The organism is Metabacillus crassostreae, from assembly GCF_016908395.1.
Classification (GTDB): Bacteria; Bacillota; Bacilli; order Bacillales; family Bacillaceae; genus Metabacillus; species Metabacillus crassostreae.
In genome coordinates this window covers 316,498-335,986 of the sequence record NZ_JAFBDU010000001.1, presented here as the reverse complement: position 1 = coordinate 335,986, position 19,489 = coordinate 316,498, and the positions used below count along the sequence as shown (strand labels likewise).

The following is a 19,489-nucleotide window of genomic DNA, read 5'->3' as shown; positions in this document are numbered from 1 at the left end:
GCTAAGAGGGAGTAGCCGAGGAGACTTGACTTCCTCCCCTGCAAATCTTGTGGCTGCAGCGAAATGGAACAATCTTATTTCTTCTAGCTTAACTGAATTTTTATTTATTCGTTTTTTATATGACTTCCTGAATTATGTCTTATCCTCATTCGATCTTATGTCTATATTCTATTAACACATCATCATTGCCTTCATAGGTGTAATGATATACTGGTCTGCCAATTCCGTACATTAACGTTTCTATTAAAAAACCAATTTCTGATAAAAACAATAAATACTTTCGAACAGAAACTCGAGATATATTCGTGTACTCTGCAACATCATCAGTAGAAAATGAGATTAATTTTTTAGATGTATCCACAATTACATTCAATGTACTTAGTGTTAATCCTTTTGGTAAAGAACGATCTTCTTTCAATGTTGAATGCTGTGGTTTTAATAATTGATTATCAAGCATTTGTTGATTTAAAGTATCATTTTTATGAAACAGATCAAATTTTTCTTTATATCTGAGAAGAGCTTGCTTGAACCGCTCAAATTCAAAGGGCTTAATTAGATAATCAATCACACCTAATCGTAATGCTGACTGAATTTTATCTACGTCTGAAGCTGCAGTAATTAAGATAACGTCTATAGATAATTCTTTTTCTCTAATACTACTAAGCAATTCCAGCCCATTTTGACCAGGCATATAAACATCTAACAAAATTAAGTCAATGCTATTAGATTGTATAACAGTAGTAGCTTCTCCTACTGTGTTTGCAATATGAATTAAGGAAAAGCCTTCTATCTTACTAAGATATCGCTTGTTAAATTCCGCAACCATTGGATCATCTTCTACAATTAATACGTTAATCATGTTTCTTCACATCTTTCTTTGACACATATTCTACTGCAACCTTAAACGTTGTTCCCTTTTCACTTGAGATTACGTTTAGTTTCCCATTTAATTTTTCAATGCTTTGTTTTGCTAAATAAAGTCCGATCCCTCTATTCGTACCTTTTGTTGAAAAACCTTTCTTGAAAATTGATTTCTGGTTTGTTTCCGTAATACCTGGCCCTGTATCTGATACTTCTATATGTAACGTTTCCTCTTCTTCTTTTAATTTTAATTCTATTTTCTTTTCTTTGCTAGTTGATAGAGCCTCTATCGCGTTATCAATCAAGTTTCCGATAATAGTAATTAATTCTTGGCTATTTTCTATGTTAAGTGGGCGAGAAAAAGCTGTATCATTGATCACTTTTAATTCTACTTTCTCTTCCCTTGCATAACTTAGTTTACCTAGGATAAATCCAGCTAAAACAGGATCCTTAATATGATTTGTGACCATTGCCACTTCTTGATTTTGATGATCAATAATCTGACGAATAAACGACTTTAATTCATCATAAGCTTCTAACTGTACCATTCCAAAAATCACATGAAGGCGATTCATGAATTCATGTGATTGAGCACGAAGCGTTTCTACATATGTTTGAATTCCTGTTAATTGATTTGCTAATTGATTTACTTCTGTTTTATCTCTAAACGTTGAAATCGCACCTACTATTTTATTGTTAACAATCAGCGGCTCTCGATTAGCTAAAATCGACATACCGTTTATGAATTGTTCCACATCACGCTCTGATTCTCCAGTTTTAATAACCCGTTCGATTGTCGAATTTGCCATATAATCTGAAATCTTCATTCCCACAGGGTCCTTCGACAATCCTGCTTTTTCAAATAAACCTAGAGCAGATTTATTTACTAATGTAATCGTTAAATTTTCATCTATAGCTAAAACCCCTTCATGAACAGACTGCAGCATCGTACTTCGCTCTTGAAGCAGCTTTGAAATGGCATACGGTTCTAATCCGAATAACATTCTTTTTATATATTTAGCTAATAAAAATGCTCCTAAAACTCCAACTAAAATGCCAAAAATAGAGCCGATGACAATATTCCGATGATTTTGTGTGAGAGATAATTGAACATCCTCTAAGGAAATGCCAACAGCAACAGCTCCAATTTGATTGTTATTTGTATCATAAACTGGTGTAAATGCTCGTAATGAGTCACCGAGAGTTCCTTTCGACTTAGAAATATATTCTTTACCTTGAAGAACCTTTTTCTCATCTCCACCAACAAACTTCTTCCCTATCAAATTAGGATTAGGGTGTGATTGTCGAACTCCCTCCATATTCATTACAACCACAAACATCATATCTGTTATTTCTTGTACTTCTAACGTATAATCCTGAACTTCCTCTGTATTACCTTTTAAAAGTAAATGATCCTTGACAATCTTGGATTCTGCAACTGTTCTTGATACAATTTGTGCCTTTACTTCTTGATTATCTATAATTCTTTCACTCGTTGTAAAATTAATCAATAAATCAGTGATCAACAATGATAACAACACAACTACACAACCAAATATCGTAATAATGAAACTTAAACTAATTGGTCTTTTCAACAAAAATATCACCTCATTCATATCAAGGATTATAGCAGAAGTTGAGGATTTGTGGTTTTTTATCAAAAAAATTCAATACCACCGCTTAGTAAGCTAATTATGTTTAAAATCATTGTTTATCTCCACAAATTCTTGTGAAAGATAGTATAAATATCTCAATCATAGAGGAGTTAACTATGCTAAGCGATCATAATCTTAAAGGCAAAGTAGCTATCATTACAGGTGCAGGCTCAGGAATAGGACGTGCAGCTGCACTTCGATTAGTGAGCGAAGGAGCAAATGTATGTTTGCTAGACATTCATGACCATGATTTGAATACGGTAAAAAAGCAAATTGAGCATGTAGGAGGTACTAGTATTGTTCAAAAATGTGATATTACTTCACCAATAGAAATACAAAATGGAATGAAAGCTGCAAAGGATCATTGGGGAAAAATTGATATTGTGTTTGCTAACGCGGGTATTGCTGGTACATTGGCTCCGATAGAAACGATGGAAGAAAATGATTGGGATAATACCATTAATACCAATCTAAGAGGTACTTTTTTGACAGTTAAATATGCCATTCCTTACATGAAAGATCGTGGAGGTAGCATCATTATCACAAGCTCTGTTAGTGGAAGTCGTATTTTCTCCCAAGCTGGTTTTAGTGCTTATAGTACCTCAAAAGCTGGACAGCTTGCGTTTATGAAAATGGCTGCATTAGAACTAGCCAGCTATAAAATACGTGTAAATGCGATTTGTCCTGGTGCGATAAAAACAAACATCCAGCAGTCCATCCATCAATCTTCTGATGTCAAAAATATTGAAATTCCTATAGTTTATCCCAAAGGAGATCAACCTCTTGAACATGGGCCAGGAACATCAGAGCAAGTTGCTCATTTAGTTACTTTTTTAGCGTCTGACTTATCTTCACATATAACAGGAACAGAAATTTTTATTGATGGTGCAGAATCTTTACTGAAATAAAAATTGTTCATTTTTTTTGTAAGTGATTTTGTTATGAAGTACAAACCTATTTTAATTTACCAACAAATTAAAGGAATACAACTCGCCATATAAGAAACACTCCGCTTGTAAAAACTCGGTAGTGTTTCTTTTATATTAGGCGAATAAGATTCCAACAAACAATCTTCTTTTTAGAGATTAAAATAACTCTCTAGCATTGCATTTTTTATAAATAGTAGGAATAATAGATTAATAACCTACACTTAGGGAGGCATATTATGTATCTAATGGATTACCATCATCATACAAATCATTCTTTTGACTCAAAAGCCATTATGGAAGAGGTTTGTATGAAGGCGATCGACAATCAAATAAAGGAAATTTGCTTTACCGAGCATTTCTCTGTTAATCCCCTAGCCCCGACATACGGGCATATGGATTTTGAAAAATATTTGCAGGATATAGACGATTGCAAAGAGAAATTTCAAGATGACTTAACAATAAAAGCTGGTATTGAACTTTGTGAACCACATCTTTTGATGGAAAAATATAATGAAGCTCTTCAACCATTAAACTTAGATTTTATTTTAGGATCCATTCATAATATTAATAACCAAAAATTACGATTGGTTCTAAAAGAACATGAGCAGGATGCGTATCAGCTTTATTTTGAAGAGCTTTACAAAATGGTGTGCACAGCTGATATTGATGTTATTGCTCACTTTGATTTGATGAAGCGATATGCATTTAAAGAATATGGTAGCTATCAAATAGATGATCATCTTGAAATAATCGAACAGATTTTGAAGAAAGCCATTGAAAGAAATATAGGAATTGAGATAAATACATCAGGTCTTAGCTGGGATTTTAACACTCCACTACCTTCAATAGATATCATTAAATTATATAGAAATTTAGGCGGTGAAATATTAACTATTGGGTCAGATTCTCACAAAGCTACCTCTGTTGGATCCTATCTTGATACTGCTTATGAAATGGCAAAAGATTGTGGGTTTAACTATGTTTATTCTTTCGAAAAAAGAGAAGCTAAACCAATAAAATTAGTTTGATGAGTTTAACTCTTGAAGCATTTTTTTATCAGTTATTAGTAAAAATAAAAACCCATCCCAAACATTGCAATAACAACGTTTGGGATAGGCTCTGTTTTGTTACTTATATAGCTTTTTTTATCTATCTCTATTTATTCACCAAGCCAACATCTTTATTTTTTCGTTTTTTAACTTCCTCCATTTTATTATAAAAACTATCCTCTAAATCGATCTCAAAATAATTAGCAAACTTAGTCATATAAGCTAAACAATCAGCTAATTCTTTTCCTACATCTTCTTTAATAGAAGCTTTCGCCATCTCAAATGCTTCATCTTCATCCATACCATTATTTATAGCTGTATTTGTTTTATTAAATGCTTTACGTAGTTCCTCTGCTATTTCCGCAACCTCTGTTGTTAATAACATATAATTATTTAATAAAGAAGCTTTCGTTTTCTCATAATCATCTGTTTTAATTTGCCAATTCATTTCATCTTGAAAGTGTTTAGAGTACTCTTGAAGCTTTTTCACGTGCCTGTCACCACCCGGTTTTTGTTGAATTTTGTCAGAAGCTCACACTAAGAGAAGTTTACTATTACTTAGCAATTTCCACTTGATCTTCTGCTTTCCATTTTTCCCGCCATTCAACCATTTCCTTGTCTTCAATTTCTTTTTCTAGCTGCTCATCCCAGCGTTGAAGCTCTGTATTCCATACTCGTGCAAAGAATATCTCTTGTTCTTTATTGTACAATTGAAATTCTACGCAAGGTATATGTTCAACTTTTTGCTCGGAGAAGTTGGTCACAACAGCCACTTCTGTTTGAAAGCCATCTACTTCTATCACTTCTTCCTTTTCTTTTAGCACGTCTAATAATCTAGCTTCGGTCATTTTCTCAGAAGCTTCTTGCTTTGTATAACGAAAAGCTGGTAAATCTTCATTGGTTTCAGGAAGAGTTGCTGAAGTTTCAGACCAAAACTCATCGTGAGTTACACTATAAGAAATAGTTGTTGATTCTTCATCCATTTCTTCCGCAATGATTCCGTCCTTAAGCTGGTTACCGCCTTTTAATGTTAACCTATAAATCTGATTTTCTAGTTTAATTAAGCCCATTCTCTGCATTTTCTTTAGTAAATCTTCAATAAACAGCTCTTCTACTAAAAGTAATTCAGACAAATTAGCTGCACGTCGGATTTCAGCTTGCTCAAAAGCGTGCAGCATCATTTTCATAAGAATGTCCATTTTAGATCTTTTTTCTCGCTTAAAAGTTACATCATATGTGATGAGAGGTAAATGCCAGGTAACGGAGTTTTTTATAGTAATAGCTGGGTTTTCAAGTAAGGTCTTTTCCAGGTGCTTTTTTAATTTATTCATGACAAACTCACCTCTTCAAGTGTTCGTAGTCCATCTTGTTTTTTGGCCGCTTCTAATACATGGTTATACATCAATCTAGTATCTCGATGCTTTGTAGACTCGGTAAACATCTTTGTACTACCAATCAACACAAGGAGCTCTCTTGCTCTTGATAAAGCAACATTTAATCTGCGATAATCTTTAGCAAACCCTATATCATCTTTTTTATTATCATGATTTCGCACCATACTTAACAAAATCACATCCATTTCCATCCCTTGAAATCTATCAACTGTACCTGTGCGCACTGTTAAATTTGTTAAGCGTAACTCCTGAGAAATCAACCGGTCAATTCTCTTTACTTGTTCACCGTAAAAGCTTATAACACCAATGCTTTTCTTTTCTTCAGCGTTCATTCTCCCCGCTTGTTTTGCTTCACTTACCGCCTCATCTACTTCCCTGAGTAGCTCACCAATCTTGACTAATTCAGCAGGGTTATAGAGACTTTTTCCACCCTTCATTCTTTCTTCAAAATACGAAGGTTCGTTTGGCATATCCAGCCATAGCAAATGATTTCCCCTCTTAATATGTAAAGATTCAAGACGATGATCTCGATCTTTATCAGAATCTACTAATCCACATTGAAGTTGTTCATTTTCTTGCTCATAAAACTGAGATATCGTTGTCATAATGTTTTCATGCATACGATATTGTATCGCTAGCATTGTTTTATTGGTTTTTGGTAGATTTTTAAACAAACGTTCAAATAATGACTCTTTTAACAAATTTTTTAATTCTGCTTTTCCTTCAAAATCGGTACTAGCTTCAGCCATTTCCTGTAAAGTCTCTTCTAACGTATCATTTCCTAAAAGAGGTGGAAGCTGGTGATGATCACCAACTAAAATAATTTTCTTTCCTTTAAGCATTGGTAAAAGTAGCTCAGGAGGAGTTGCTTTTGATACTTCATCAATGATGACAACATCAAAGATTGGATAGCTTTCAATAAAATCTTTACGTGCTGAAGCCACACATGTTGTTCCAATCACATTTGAATGCTTCACATAAAGCTTTCGAATTTCATTTAAATCATGATCATTAGCATCTTTTAGCATCGATAGCCACTTGCCCTGGATAGATTGAAATAAAGGAAGCTTATGCTTTTCTTGTTTTAAAGATTCTCGTTTAAAAGAAACACTTGCTAAACCTTTTAAAAGATTTTCGTGCTCTTTTTCAGGTTCAGTTGAAAGTATTTCCTCTAAAGGTGTTCTTTCTTTTTCCCTATTAGTAAGGCTATTTTTCAATTCTAGTAATTTAGCTTGAATTTCTGTTTCATTTTTCTCTATTTCTTGCAAATCTAATACATTTTTCTCTAGTGTTTGATGATTTTGTTCAAAACGAAGCTTTGTTATCTCATATTGCTCTTTCTTTTTTTGAAGCTCAAGTACTTTTGTTTCGCTTTTCTGAAGAAGCTCTTTTGCATTTGTAATGATTTCTGCTGTTTCCCTCATTTTCTTTTGCTCTATTTGTAGAGTAGAAAGCTTTGTGTTTTGCTCGTCCATCACACTTTTCCACTTTTGATATGTTTGTTTATTTTCAAATAACCGATCCTGAAGCTGTTGGATTAGTTCTTGCTTCAATTGCTGAAGTGATTGCTGAGCTATTTTGATATAAAAATCATATGATTTTAACTGTTCAGCGCTTTTCCAAACAAATAGTCTTCTACTATACAATCCTTCCAAAATGATCCCAAGTCTTTGCGGAAGGATGTTAAGGTTTTCTTTTAATTCGATTCGCAAGGACTCTAAAAATCGATCAATTTCAACAGCTGAAGTTGAAACTGGTTTCACATTTTTTACTCTTTGGTGTATTTGATTTATTGTGATATTTTGACGCTGTAAAAGCTTCTCAACATGTGTAATCGCACGATTTAGCGTATCATTATAGGTTTTTAGCTTTTCAATTTTACTTATTTTTTCACGGATATTATCAATTTCTTCAATACATAGTTGGACTTGTTGAGTTCGATTGATATTTTGTTCTAAAATAATCCATTTTAAGTTATCAACTTTTTTAACGCTTGTTATTCTTTCAATTACTGCATCAATCTTATTCATTACTTCTTTTGAGTTCTCAAATTCAGATGTTACTTGTTTGATCGTTTGTATTTTTTCTGATATTTCATCTTCAAGATTTTGCAACTCAACACTTTTTCGCAATTTCACTATTTCTAGCTGAATATCTTCACTTTCTTTTTCTATTAAGCTTCTATCGTGTTCAGTTGCTAAAAACATTTCATCTTTTTCAATAGAATCAGTAAGAGATTGTATTGATTTCTTAAGTTCCTGGAAATAGTTCTGCACACGATCTTTTTGCTGTTCAACAACTTCTATCTCACTTTGAAGCTTATCAATGATAGATAGTAATTCGTTATATTGTTCAGTAGCTTTATCTTTTGTTTCGAGCTCTTCTTCTATATTTTTTAGAGCTTGCTCTAGACGTTCTTGTTCTCTTTCATTTGCATACGTTTCTTCCTCGACAACAATTTCTCGTTGTTTACGAGTTTCAAATTGCGTTGAAACTTCCTGTAATGTGTGATCTTTCCAGTATTGTCCAACATTTTCTTCTATGAACTTCTTACCTTCTTCTTCAATACTTTCTGTACGCCCGACACGAAGAATTCTGATATCTTTGTTCGCTAATAACCGACCTAATGCATTGTCTACAGCCAAATTTGACTGTGAAGCCACAAGGGTTCGTAATCCCGCCCTTGCATTTTGCAGACAAATCTCAGAAATTACCGTTGTTTTACCTGTACCAGGAGGTCCTTGAATAACATATAGATCTTCTGCAGACATCGCTCCAATGACCGCTTCTTGCTGAAAATCATTCAAACGATTATGAAATTGAAGATTTTCTTTCCTCTTCACTTCTTTCACAGGTGGTTTGTTTTCAAATAAAAGTCGTTCAAGCTCAGGGTTCGCAGCAAGACCATTTTCTAATTGTTTAAATCCTTGTCTTAGTCTTTTCACCTGACTTAATGCTGCAAAATTACTAAAGGTTACTTCTTTTGATAAGTGTTCAAGGTTCTGTTTTCGAGCTTGTTCCTCCATATAACCGTGTAATTCTACTTCAACAGTAGCTTGAGATCTATTCACTTTTAGTACCTTGCCAATATCCTTATCAATGCCTTTAAGCTTTACACTTAAATCCTTGATTGATTTCCATTCCTTTTCATTAAGCTGGCAGCCTGTAATTGTGACACGACTAAAATTTTCATTATAAAGTAGTCTTGAATAACGAGATGTCATATCAGGAATATCAGCAGCTCGTTCTTGAATTTTCAAATATCCTTCCCAGCTTGCAATACGCTTTTTCACATACATTGAACTTTCCTGAGCAACAGGCATGCTGGAAATCAAGTTTAGCAATTCAATTGGTACTGAATCACTTCGATCTGAGGTATAGTCAAAATCAAGATTTATTGCACTTCGCCAATTAGAATACAAAGGTATATGAGCTGCTCTTGTTGTAATATTTGTTACAACAAAACGATCTTGCTTAACAATACAATGCATGACAATCGCAAAATCATTGGATTTTTCAGCAAGGTTTACATTTGTTACATTGTCAAAAAACAATGCAATCGAAACAATGTGATCTGCCGACTGCGGATACTTTTCTATATAGATATGAAACGATTTCTCCAATAAAAAAAACGATCGCTCATCAAACCCGAGCTCCCGCATCTTTTCCTTCGCTTTATTCGTCAAAGTTATTGGACACCGATATGTTGAATGTAGAGTTTTTATCATGAATCCACCTGCTTTTTCAGTAACAGTAGTACGATTTATTCCATATAATATTAATTCAATAGATATTTGATTAGAGGTTAAGATATATATAGTTTAGTTTTATAATTGAATTATAGCATACAAGTAATAGGACTATTTAGGAAAACATCGTTAAATCATCCTAATTATAGAAGTAATAGAAGCTAAAAAAAGTGATGAGAGAACTCTACCACAGTATATTTATAAAAATAGACACAAAAAAGTAGCTACTCTTATTAAATTGCGTAGCTACTTTTTTATTTTTATTATGCAATGCTAGAATATCTGGAAATTTTAAACAACCACTAAATAATGAACAAACCCAACACAAACACCAATAAACATAATTGCTGCAGATCCACAGCCTTTTCTATCGGCTAAATCTGCTTTATACTCTTTCTCACAATGCTTACATAATGTATATCCTTGCTGTAGAGCTTCTTCTTCTTTTAATGTTTTTGCAGTAGTTGTCCCTTTTAAAATTCTGGAAGTCGTTGGACAATCATCGTCAATATAATGATAAAATTTACCGGTTTTAGTGATAAATACTTCTTCACCTTTATGCATGAATTTAACCTCTATTCTATAAACAGTTTATTTCAAACTATTGGCTAATTATCTTATAAGTTGTTAACCCTATATTCTTCAATACCCTCTAGTTATAGTTCGAAACAGGACCACTTGGAGAGATTGTGAGAATTGTTCTTGTAACAAAGGCAGAACTCTTTTACCGAAACAATAAATCGTAATAATGAAACATTAAATTGTTATGATCTCATCCAACTTTATGTTTCTAATTTTCCAATAACAACCTTTTTCATGTATAGTTAAGAAGAACTTTTTATTACATATCATAAATAATAGCGGCTTTTTATTATAAAGGGGGTAATATAGTGAGCAAAATTATTTTATCTACTGAAAGTGGAGCAGATTTACCAGAGGATTTAGTTAACAAGCATTCTGTTAAAGTAGTACCCATGCATGTCATTATGGATGATAAAGATTATTTAGATGGCTCATTACCCGTTCAAGATATTTATGATTATTATGAGCGCACAAAGAAGATACCTTCAACAACTGCGACAAATGTTTATGAATACCAAACTTTTTTCACAAAGATAAAAGCCGAGTTTCCTGATTGCGTTATTATACATATCGGATATACATCTAAAGCATCTTCTTCTTTTCAAAATGCATTAATCGCAGCAGAAGATTTTGATGATCTTTTCCTCATCGATGCTTTAAATGTGACTGGTGGTTTAGCAGCGGTTGTGCTGCATGCTGTTTCTTTATTAAAGCAGGATCCTACAATAAAACCAGAGTTTCTAATCAAACAAATTGAGAAAATCGTTCCTAAAACAAGACTTGCCTTTGTACCAGGAAGCTTAGAATTTTTAAAAGCTGGTGGACGAGTAAGTAATATGGCTTATCTTGGTGGAGCTTTATTTAAAATAAAACCTAGAATAGAACTTATTGAAGGAAAGCTCATTTCAACAAAAAAATATCGCGGACAAATGAATGTTGTGGCAGAAAAACTTATTGAAGATTTCTTAAAAGAATACAAAATCGATCGAAAACAGCTTTATTTTCAATACTCTATCGGACTAGATGATCATATTAAAATAAGGATGAATGAAATTGCTAAACAGCAAGGTTTCAACAATATCACATGGATTCAAGCTGGAGCAATGATTTCAACTCATGCTGGACCAGGAGGCTTTGGGATTGCCGGAATAGAGGAATAAATAATAAACCTAGTTGGGACATTACATCCTGCTAGGTTTTTACTGTATCATTTTTCTCATAAACTCAACCTCAAGTATTAAACCAGACAAAAAGTTCTGAAACATTGAAAGCAACCCCATTATTCCTGACAATTGTGCTGAAGTATAAACATTTGCTAATGACTCAATTTTCACAATAACAGGATAAGGCATACTCTGATGCACAAGATCCACTGAAGAATCTAGCAATTTAGATTTTAAGACAGAATATTCATCACCTCGAATATAAGGCTTTAAGTGCATCCATGATATCTCTAAGGATTGTGGATAATTGGCTAGTGCCCGAAAATCACTTGCAACATCAAATGAGTGATGTTCTTTTGCTATATCAAGTAAAAGCTGTTGTGTTTTATAAGGAGCATCCGGAATATGCACTAAACTAATTTGCGGCATTCCTTCTATCACACCTTGTTTAATCATTCCGGTTACATTTGATTTTCCTAAAATTGGACGAGTACTTATGCTTTCAACCCAAGCACTAGCTATTAGCAACAATTTAGGATTTACATAATGAAAAACAGATAGTATTCTTTTAATCTTGTTCAATGTTTCAATAGGATAATTCTTTGTGAAATCATACGTTGAAACACATGTTATGCTTGGAAACCGTAGCTCATTAGAAACAGCTTCAACATTTGTTGTAAGCATATTCGGCCTCACCTGCTGCCAAGCATATGACAAAAATTCCGGATAATGTGCTAATGCCCGAAAAATAAAATTAACAATTGGTACTTTTAATACATATTTGATGTCTTCATAAACTTCCTTTATCCATTTGCTTGATGTTCAAATACCTCTGGAATCCCATATTGCATACATTCACTCCCCCCTACTTGTAATAGTATGTAGACGTCTATAGAATAAAAGCTTTTTTACCATACTTGACACTTAAACATGTTTCTTATTGATCATAATTTCACATTTAAATACGATCTCTTTACATCACTACTTATATCTTGAACTAGTAAACCCAAATCCTATAGGCAATACCCCTAATATCCCCTATTACATGAACATATTTACTCCTTCTACATAAAGTAGTAGTGTAGAGCTAAGGAGGTGTTAAACAATGTCAGGTTATGCAGGCGGTAGCTTCGCGTTGATCGTTGTATTGTTTATCCTACTGATTATTGTTGGGTCAGCAGGTTTCTTCACACCAACTTACTAATTTTTCATCCATGAGAAATGCAAGTTACCTTAACTTGCATTTCTCTTTTTCGTTTTACAAGGTTTCCTATTTTTATTGGTCATATGCTTGTGATTACTCGAAAAGGACTTGAACACCCTCGCTATACTTTCCCCCTTAGTTTCATTAATTCTTCAAGAAAATGATTAGATCATTTCACAACGTTAATAATAGAACATATAGGAATATCTTCCAGTATTGTAGAAAAGTTATTAGTTTATGGGAAGGAGATTACGATGAGTTCATCTAATAAATTTAGAATAGAGCATGATCCTTTAGGAACAATTATGGTTCCTAAGTCAGCTTATTATGGCTCACAAACACAGAGAGCTGTGGAGAATTTTCAAATAAGTGGAATGCGGTTACCTCGTGTTTTTATTTCAGCACAAGGGTTGATTAAAGCTTCTGCTGCAAGTGTAAACATGGAATTAGGTAAACTTTCTCCAGAAATTGCTAAAGTCATTATTACTGCGTCTGAAGAAGTGATGGAGGGAAAATGGGATGACCAATTTGTTGTAGATGTTTACCAGGCTGGTGCTGGTACTTCTCAAAACATGAATGCTAATGAAGTAATCGCAAATCGAGCAGCGGAATTATTAGGCAATGCTCAAAATATTCATCCTAATGATCACGTGAACATGTCTCAATCTACAAATGACACCTTTCCTTCTGCCCTTAATATTGCTGCTGTTGATTTACTCAATCAGAAACTGCTCCCTGCTGTATCACAGCTACAGCAAGAGCTTAATAAGAAAGCGGAGCAATTTATGCCTGTTTTAAAAGCAGGTCGTACACATTTTCATGATGGTGTTCCAATTCGTTTAGGTCAAGAATTCTCAGGCTATGCAGAAACAATTTCCTCCATTTATCAAGAGCTTGAAAAAAACCTTGATTCACTATATGAAATTGGCTTAGGTGGACAAGCAATTGGTACAATGCTAGATTTGTCACCTGTGTACAAATCAAAAATTATCCAGGAAATTATTGATCGCACCAATCTACCATTTCGTCAGCCAACTAATATATTTAAGTTTATGCAAAATATGAATGAACCTATTCGTTGTATGATGACATTAAAAGAGCTTGCTCTTCATCTTATAAAAATTACTAGTGATCTACGCTTATTGAGTTCAGGACCTAGGACAGCGCTAGCTGAAATAAACCTTCCTCCTGTTCAGCCAGGATCGACAATTATGCCTGCAAAGGTAAATCCAGCTATTTTAGAAATGACTCATATGGTTTGTTGCCAAATCATTGGCTTTGAATCGGCTATAGCTACAGCTGGGATCTCTGCACAACTAGAGATTAATGTTATGATGCCAATGATTGCTCATACCTTCCTACTTAGCATTGAATTACTAGCAAATGCAATTGATACACTTGTTTCAAAATGTATAACAGGAATTCAAGCAAATGAAGAAATATGTAGAAAATGGATGGAAGAAAGCCTATCTCTAGTCACAGGCTTAAGCTCTCGATTTGGCTATGACATGGCATCCCAAATAGGCTTAAAAGCAGATGAAGAGAATAAAACAATTAAGCAAGTTCTTATGGATAAAGGCATGTTAACAGACGAAGTGCTTAGAGATATAGATCCATATGGTATGGTTTAATGTTCTAGTTTTTAACATCACCTCTGTTTAGATTCATGCTAATGTATCATTCGGAGATAGAGTATGAAAATGTTATGTTTTAACAAACCTAATCACTCTATTATTTTGCAAATGATTACTGTAAAATAGAATGATCTAGTTAGGAAAAAGGAGAACATATGGAACTTATTCAACAGCTATCTACCCTTACATCAAATGAACCACAACTACGAATACTTATTGATATGATCCCCGAATTTATCGTCTTAAAAGATGGTGATGGTCGTTGGCTTGTTACGAATAAATTAGTGCTTACTTCTTATGAAATGGGTGAGGATTATTCTTACCATGGAAAAACAGATTCTGAACTAGCAGAGATTTTCCCAAGAAATCGAGATAATTTTATGTTTAATGTTGAAACAGATAAGATGGCTTGGGATAAGGGTCAAACGATACACATCGAAAAATCCTTTCACACTCCTGATGGTATACTTCGGACTTGGGAAGTTATTAAAACACCGTTATTTGATAAAGATGGCAACAGGAGCCATTTAATCATCGTTAGTAGAGAAATCACAGCTCGAAAAAAAGCAGAAAAGGCATTAAAGTTAAGTGAGTTCAATTACCGTTTAATCGCAGAAAACATGAAAGATGTACTTATCACAATTGATCATGAAGGTATCATTACATTTCTATCTCCTTCTTTTGAAAAAGTAACAGGCTACTCGATCCATGATTATATGAATCGTAAAGCTATTACACTTATGGAATATATTCATCAAAATGATTATGAGTATATCAAAAAATTCTATCAGGATTTAATATATCATGGAAAGAAATTCAACAGTAATTTTGAGTATCAATTTCGAAAGAAAGATGGGCGATATATTTGGCTTGAAGCAAATGTAAATACCATTTATAACTCGGAAGGAAAATTTGAAAAATTAATTATTGTTGCAAGAGATATCATTCAACGAAAAAAATACCAAACACAGCTTGAAGCAATGGCTTATTATGATCATTTGACAGACATACCCAATCGCCGTCTATTCATGAATACACTTTCACTAGAACTCGAGAAAGCTGCAAGCTCTAATCAAATATTAGCTTTATTGTATTTGGATATTGATTATTTTAAAGAAGTGAATGATCAAAATGGGCATGAAGTTGGTGATCAGCTACTCATACAGCTTACGAAAAGAATTCAACATACTCTAAGAGAATCAGATTTATTGGCTCGAATTGGTGGAGATGAATTTGTTGTTATCCTCCCCAATCTGTCTAGTGAAGAACAAGCCAAGATAATCGGAGAAAGAATTGTAAATAAGCTAAAAGAGCCTTGGCATATTGAAGAGCAAATTTTCCAAACAACTTCCTCAATAGGAATCGCTATGTATCCGAAAGATGGAACTACATCACAAATGTTGATTCGCCATTCTGATGAAGCTTTATATACTGCAAAAGCAAAAGGAAGAGCACTGGTCGAATTCTATCAATAATTATCTAAGAATCTTACACAACTTCCAGCCCCTTATATAGAGAGAGGCTATTTTTTTGATTTTTTTAGGAAAGTGTTGAATTTTATTAAGTCCTTATTTAGGATAAATAAGGAAGAAAAGCATTCCCTGTCCACAAGTGAACAAGAAATGCTTTTCCAATGAAGCTTTATATGAAACTGTAAATCTAATTTATTCTACAACACTACGACTTTGATCATTATATATGGTCATATCCAATTCTTTTGTTGCTTTACTCGTGACAATACCTGCTGTCATACTACCACTAACATTAAGTGCTGTTCGACCCATATCAATTAATGGTTCTACCGAGATTAATAATCCTGCTAAGCCCACAGGCAGATTTAAGGCTGACAATACGATTAAAGCTGCAAATGTTGCACCCCCACCAACTCCTGCAACTCCGAAAGAGCTAATAGCAACAACGGCTACCAATGTAATAAGAAATGATGGTGAAAATATGTCTATACCAACTGTTGGTGCAATCATAATCGCTAGCATTGCAGGATATATTCCTGCACAACCATTTTGACCAATTGTTAACCCAAATGAGCCTGCAAAATTGGCTATTCCTTCTGGAACACCTAAATTATTCGTTTGTGCTTTAATATTTAGAGGTAAAGTTCCGGCGCTTGTTCTTGATGTAAAAGCGAAAGCAAGAACAGGAAATGACTTTTTCACATAAGTAATAGGATTTTGACCAACAATTGCCAAAATAAGTAAGTGAATAATAAACATAGCGATTAAAGCGACATAAGACGCCAACACAAACTTTCCTAATTTCCAAATAGCTGTATAATCACTAGTTGCAGTAACCTTTGTCATTAAAGCTAAAACTCCATATGGTGTAAGCCTCAAGATCAATGTTACTACACGCATGATAATTTTATAAAATGTCTCAACAAGATCAGCAAACTTTTCTGCATATTGAGGTTCTTTTCGTTTTACACCCAGAAAAGCCATACCCAGTATAGCTGCAAAAATTACGATTGATATCGTTGATGTTGGTCTAGCACCAGTCAAATCCAAGAAAGGATTAGTAGGAATAAGTGATAAAATTTGTTGAGGTATTGTTAAATTTTCCACTGTTCCCACTTGTTCTTCTAATTGAGCTGCTCTGCCCATTTCAGCTTCTCCTTGCTCAATTTGAATAGCTTCTAAATTAAATAACATTGCAGAAGAAATCCCGACCACTGCAGCAATTGCTGTTGTTCCAATCAATGTACCTAGCACCCATCCACTTATTTTGCCGATATTATTTGTCATCTTAAGTTTCGTAAAAGCTGACAAAATCGAAATAAATACAAGTGGCATAACAATCATTTTCAAGAAAGATACATAACCCGATCCAACTATGTTAAACCATTCAACAGATGTTACAACAACCTCTGAAGCAGTTCCATATATAAGTTGTAGCACGATCCCAAAGATGATTCCTACGCCTAAGCCAATAAATACTCTCTTTGAAAAAGAAACATGCTTTTTCTGCAAAGTATATAAACCAATAATAAGTCCAAGCATGATGATGATATTAATAATTGTAAAAATGGACACTCCTAACACTTCCTTCTTAAAAAAATCAGTATTTCGGAATATTACCATCTTAATTCCTATAAGTAAAGTAGGATTAACTAAGAAATAAATAGTTTATATTATTCGTATAGTCCTAATTTTCTAACTCTTCTTCATGTTTAGCTTATTATAATTATTCAATCAGATTACTAGTGTCCAGACTATAAAAAGGCACAAAATCGTTTACATCCTTGGTTTTATTTGGTAATATAATACTCTGAATCCAATTATCTTTAATTGAAGGAGTTTTAAAGGTGAATAGTACGATCTCTAAATACTCTACTAATAAAACTGAATTGATAAACAAAATTAACTTTCATAAGAGTGAATTAATAGCAGTAGGAAAATCACTCGGATTAAACCACCCTTTAACCATTTCTCAAAGTCAAAAATTAGATCAATTAATTTATCAATATCAAAGAATTATGACTATTTCTAGTGAAGATAATCTATCAAAGTAAAAAAGAATCCATCTTGAAAAATTCAAAATGGATTCTTTCCTCTCATGTTAAGTAGCTTTTAATGATTACTTCTAATTGTACGATGCCTCGGATGCTCCGCTAATATCGAATTCCTCATTTCTTTTACAACATGATGCTCTGAGCTAAAAAATTGATTTTTCGTATCGTAGAACTCGACTAACTTCCCTTTATCTAAAATACCTATTGTATCACTAATCGTATAAGCAGCTTTTATATCATGAGTAATAAAAAAATAGGATAATCCAAACTCATCCTTTAGCTCCATAAGTAGATCAAGAATTAAATTTTTATTAACCATATCGAGGCTACTAACAGATTCATCTAACACAATCAGTTTAGGCTTTAATGAAATAGCTCTTGCTATATTGATTCTCTGCAATTGACCACCGCTAAATTGATGGGGGTATTTTTTTAAGTCAGTTTCATTTAATCCTACTCTTTCCAATAAATGAATAATGGTTCGCTTTTGCTCAGCAACTGTTAGCTTCTCATAATTCTCCAATGGTTCTGCAATGATATGTTCTGCTGTTAAACGGGGATTTACGGAAGAATAAGAGTCCTGAAAAACAACCTGAAGATCTCGACGAATTTTATGGCGCATTTGCTTATCTGCTGTATAAAAATCATATCCTTGAAATAGAACTTTTCCGCTTTCTGGCTTTTCTAACCCCAGAATTACTTTTGCTAATGTACTTTTACCAGCCCCACTTGAACCAAGCATTCCTAAACAAGTTCCTTCATCTATAGAAAAAGAAATATTATCCAGAACTTTTTGCGACTCATTTTTCTTCCAATTAAAAAAATTTCGAGATCTATAGCTATGAGATATTTCTTTCACTTGTAATAAACTCATTTATTCACCCCTATAAAAGTCAGCAGCATTAAGATAAATGATTGAATTGTTCTTCAACATGTAGTATTGGCCGAGCTTCTAATAATGTTTTTGTATAGGTATGCTTTGGATTGTCAAATAACTGAAAAACATCGGCTTTTTCGACAATTCTACCACTTTGCATAACAGCTACTTCATCAGCCATCTCTGATATCACACCAAGATCATGAGAGATTAATAAAATGGCAGATCCATGTTCGGCTCGAATTTTATCTAAGTGATAAAGTACTGTTTTCTGATTTTTCACATCTAGTGCTGTTGTTGGTTCATCAGCAATGATCACAGCTGGGTGTGTACAAGCAGCTATAGCAATCATAACCCGCTGAAGCATTCCACCACTTAATTGAAAAGGATATGATTTTAATAGCTTAGCAGGTTCAGGTAAATTAACATCATGCATAGCATCTATTGCAATCTCTATTGCTTGTTTTTTACTACATGATATATGAGAGCGAATCGTTTCTATAAATTGATGACCAATCGTTAAAACAGGTGTAAAAGCATTCATCGGGTTTTGCATAATAAAGGCAATATCCTTACCACGAATTTTCCTCATCTGTTTAGGGTCCAATCCGTTTAATTCTTGTCCATTCAGTTTAATGCTTCCCTCAATTGTTGTTGTTTTTCTATCAAGCAACTGAAGAATAGACATACTTGTCACAGTCTTACCGCATCCACTTTCTCCAACTAGACCAAGTACACTTCCCTGCTTCACTTCAAAATTGATATTTTGAACAAGTGTAAGTACATCTCTTTTAGTAGAAACCTTTACGTGCAAATCCCTTACTTCTAGTACACTCGATTGGTTCTTTTCCAACATGATCATTCCT

17 protein-coding genes are annotated in these 19,489 nt (G+C 33.6%); 7 read left to right on the top strand and 10 right to left on the bottom strand.

Annotated elements, in window-relative coordinates:
• Positions 1 to 145: 145 nt before the first annotated feature.
• Both JOC75_RS01725 and dcuS read right to left on the bottom strand, forming a co-directional pair.
• Positions 146 to 859, bottom strand: a complete 714-nt coding sequence (locus tag JOC75_RS01725; protein WP_204952403.1) for a response regulator — start codon at positions 857 to 859, stop codon at positions 146 to 148.
• Entirely contained in the window at positions 852 to 2,456 is a 1,605-nt protein-coding gene (dcuS, locus tag JOC75_RS01720) for a DcuS/MalK family sensor histidine kinase (protein WP_338036537.1), read from the bottom strand. Before dcuS ends, JOC75_RS01725 begins: the two co-directional genes overlap by 8 nt.
• A 176-nt stretch (positions 2,457 to 2,632) precedes the next feature.
• On the opposite strand from dcuS, the gene JOC75_RS01715 reads away from it, so the two are divergent.
• Together JOC75_RS01715 and JOC75_RS01710 are read left to right on the top strand one after the other, a co-directional pair.
• Positions 2,633 to 3,424 carry an SDR family oxidoreductase gene (locus tag JOC75_RS01715; RefSeq protein WP_204952402.1) on the top strand — a complete coding sequence of 264 codons (792 nt, stop codon included), beginning with the start codon at positions 2,633 to 2,635 and terminating at the stop codon, positions 3,422 to 3,424.
• A 257-nt stretch (positions 3,425 to 3,681) separates the two neighbouring features.
• Complete coding sequence (locus JOC75_RS01710) at positions 3,682 to 4,473, top strand: histidinol-phosphatase HisJ family protein (RefSeq protein ID WP_204952401.1); 792 nt, start codon at positions 3,682 to 3,684, stop codon at positions 4,471 to 4,473.
• 127 nt (positions 4,474 to 4,600) lie between these two features.
• Here JOC75_RS01710 and JOC75_RS01705 read toward each other — a convergent pair whose 3' ends face one another.
• From JOC75_RS01705 to JOC75_RS01690, 4 genes are all read right to left on the bottom strand, one after another.
• Positions 4,601 to 4,984, bottom strand: coding sequence for a MazG nucleotide pyrophosphohydrolase domain-containing protein (locus JOC75_RS01705; RefSeq protein ID WP_204952400.1), 384 nt, complete (start codon positions 4,982 to 4,984; stop codon positions 4,601 to 4,603).
• A gap of 64 nt (positions 4,985 to 5,048) precedes the next feature.
• On the bottom strand, positions 5,049 to 5,825 hold the full coding sequence (locus JOC75_RS01700) for a hypothetical protein (protein WP_204952399.1): 777 nt from the start codon (positions 5,823 to 5,825) through the stop codon (positions 5,049 to 5,051).
• Positions 5,822 to 9,616: a DEAD/DEAH box helicase gene (locus JOC75_RS01695; RefSeq protein ID WP_239589238.1), complete on the bottom strand. Its 3,795-nt coding sequence runs from the start codon at positions 9,614 to 9,616 to the stop codon at positions 5,822 to 5,824. The genes JOC75_RS01700 and JOC75_RS01695 overlap by 4 nt, the downstream gene beginning before the upstream one ends.
• Before the next feature lie 312 nt (positions 9,617 to 9,928).
• Positions 9,929 to 10,201 (bottom strand): hypothetical protein, encoded by a 273-nt coding sequence (locus tag JOC75_RS01690; RefSeq protein WP_204952398.1) that lies wholly within the window; start codon positions 10,199 to 10,201, stop codon positions 9,929 to 9,931.
• 326 nt (positions 10,202 to 10,527) lie between these two features.
• Here JOC75_RS01690 and JOC75_RS01685 point away from each other — a divergent pair, with 326 nt between their 5' ends.
• Complete coding sequence (locus JOC75_RS01685; protein WP_204952397.1) at positions 10,528 to 11,379, top strand: DegV family protein; 852 nt, start codon at positions 10,528 to 10,530, stop codon at positions 11,377 to 11,379.
• A gap of 39 nt (positions 11,380 to 11,418) precedes the next feature.
• On the opposite strand, the gene JOC75_RS01680 is transcribed toward JOC75_RS01685, so the two are convergent.
• Positions 11,419 to 12,099: a halocarboxylic acid dehydrogenase DehI family protein gene (locus tag JOC75_RS01680; RefSeq protein WP_239589237.1), complete on the bottom strand. Its 681-nt coding sequence runs from the start codon at positions 12,097 to 12,099 to the stop codon at positions 11,419 to 11,421.
• Positions 12,100 to 12,487: 388 nt separating this feature from the next.
• On the opposite strand from JOC75_RS01680, the gene JOC75_RS01675 reads away from it, so the two are divergent.
• The 3 genes from JOC75_RS01675 (at position 12,488) to JOC75_RS01665 (ending at position 15,695) form a co-directional block, all read left to right on the top strand.
• Positions 12,488 to 12,586: a YjcZ family sporulation protein gene (locus JOC75_RS01675; protein ID WP_146945800.1), complete on the top strand. Its 99-nt coding sequence runs from the start codon at positions 12,488 to 12,490 to the stop codon at positions 12,584 to 12,586.
• Between the two features lie 254 nt (positions 12,587 to 12,840).
• Positions 12,841 to 14,217: a class II fumarate hydratase gene (locus tag JOC75_RS01670; RefSeq protein WP_204952396.1), complete on the top strand. Its 1,377-nt coding sequence runs from the start codon at positions 12,841 to 12,843 to the stop codon at positions 14,215 to 14,217.
• A gap of 158 nt (positions 14,218 to 14,375) precedes the next feature.
• A complete protein-coding gene (locus JOC75_RS01665; protein ID WP_204952395.1) occupies positions 14,376 to 15,695 on the top strand; it encodes a sensor domain-containing protein in 1,320 nt (439 codons plus the stop codon).
• 189 nt (positions 15,696 to 15,884) lie between these two features.
• Here JOC75_RS01665 and JOC75_RS01660 read toward each other — a convergent pair whose 3' ends face one another.
• Positions 15,885 to 17,234, bottom strand: a complete 1,350-nt coding sequence (locus JOC75_RS01660) for an L-cystine transporter (RefSeq protein WP_239589322.1) — start codon at positions 17,232 to 17,234, stop codon at positions 15,885 to 15,887.
• A 305-nt stretch (positions 17,235 to 17,539) separates the two neighbouring features.
• On the opposite strand from JOC75_RS01660, the gene JOC75_RS01655 reads away from it, so the two are divergent.
• Complete coding sequence (locus JOC75_RS01655; RefSeq protein WP_204952393.1) at positions 17,540 to 17,746, top strand: Spo0E family sporulation regulatory protein-aspartic acid phosphatase; 207 nt, start codon at positions 17,540 to 17,542, stop codon at positions 17,744 to 17,746.
• 58 nt (positions 17,747 to 17,804) lie between these two features.
• Here the strand turns inward: JOC75_RS01655 and nikE are convergent, their stop codons facing one another.
• Both nikE and nikD read right to left on the bottom strand, forming a co-directional pair.
• Positions 17,805 to 18,620, bottom strand: coding sequence for a nickel import ATP-binding protein NikE (nikE, locus tag JOC75_RS01650; protein ID WP_204952392.1), 816 nt, complete (start codon positions 18,618 to 18,620; stop codon positions 17,805 to 17,807).
• Positions 18,621 to 18,648: 28 nt separating this feature from the next.
• Positions 18,649 to 19,479 carry a nickel import ATP-binding protein NikD gene (gene nikD / locus JOC75_RS01645; RefSeq protein ID WP_420827995.1) on the bottom strand — a complete coding sequence of 277 codons (831 nt, stop codon included), beginning with the start codon at positions 19,477 to 19,479 and terminating at the stop codon, positions 18,649 to 18,651.
• Between the last annotated feature and the right edge of the window lie 10 nt (positions 19,480 to 19,489).

Coding starts and splice junctions, on each gene's coding strand:
- JOC75_RS01700 (WP_204952399.1), bottom strand. CDS start 5,825: ATGAATAAATTAAAAAAGCACCTGGAAAAGACCTTACTTGAAAACCCA.
- nikD (WP_420827995.1), bottom strand. CDS start 19,479: ATGTTGGAAAAGAACCAATCGAGTGTACTAGAAGTAAGGGATTTGCAC.
- JOC75_RS01660 (WP_239589322.1), bottom strand. CDS start 17,234: ATGCTTGGACTTATTATTGGTTTATATACTTTGCAGAAAAAGCATGTT.
- JOC75_RS01690 (WP_204952398.1), bottom strand. CDS start 10,201: ATGCATAAAGGTGAAGAAGTATTTATCACTAAAACCGGTAAATTTTAT.
- JOC75_RS01715 (WP_204952402.1), top strand. CDS start 2,633: ATGCTAAGCGATCATAATCTTAAAGGCAAAGTAGCTATCATTACAGGT.
- JOC75_RS01710 (WP_204952401.1), top strand. CDS start 3,682: ATGTATCTAATGGATTACCATCATCATACAAATCATTCTTTTGACTCA.
- nikE (WP_204952392.1), bottom strand. CDS start 18,620: ATGAGTTTATTACAAGTGAAAGAAATATCTCATAGCTATAGATCTCGA.
- JOC75_RS01695 (WP_239589238.1), bottom strand. CDS start 9,616: ATGATAAAAACTCTACATTCAACATATCGGTGTCCAATAACTTTGACG.
- JOC75_RS01670 (WP_204952396.1), top strand. CDS start 12,841: ATGAGTTCATCTAATAAATTTAGAATAGAGCATGATCCTTTAGGAACA.
- JOC75_RS01675 (WP_146945800.1), top strand. CDS start 12,488: ATGTCAGGTTATGCAGGCGGTAGCTTCGCGTTGATCGTTGTATTGTTT.
- JOC75_RS01665 (WP_204952395.1), top strand. CDS start 14,376: ATGGAACTTATTCAACAGCTATCTACCCTTACATCAAATGAACCACAA.
- JOC75_RS01725 (WP_204952403.1), bottom strand. CDS start 859: ATGATTAACGTATTAATTGTAGAAGATGATCCAATGGTTGCGGAATTT.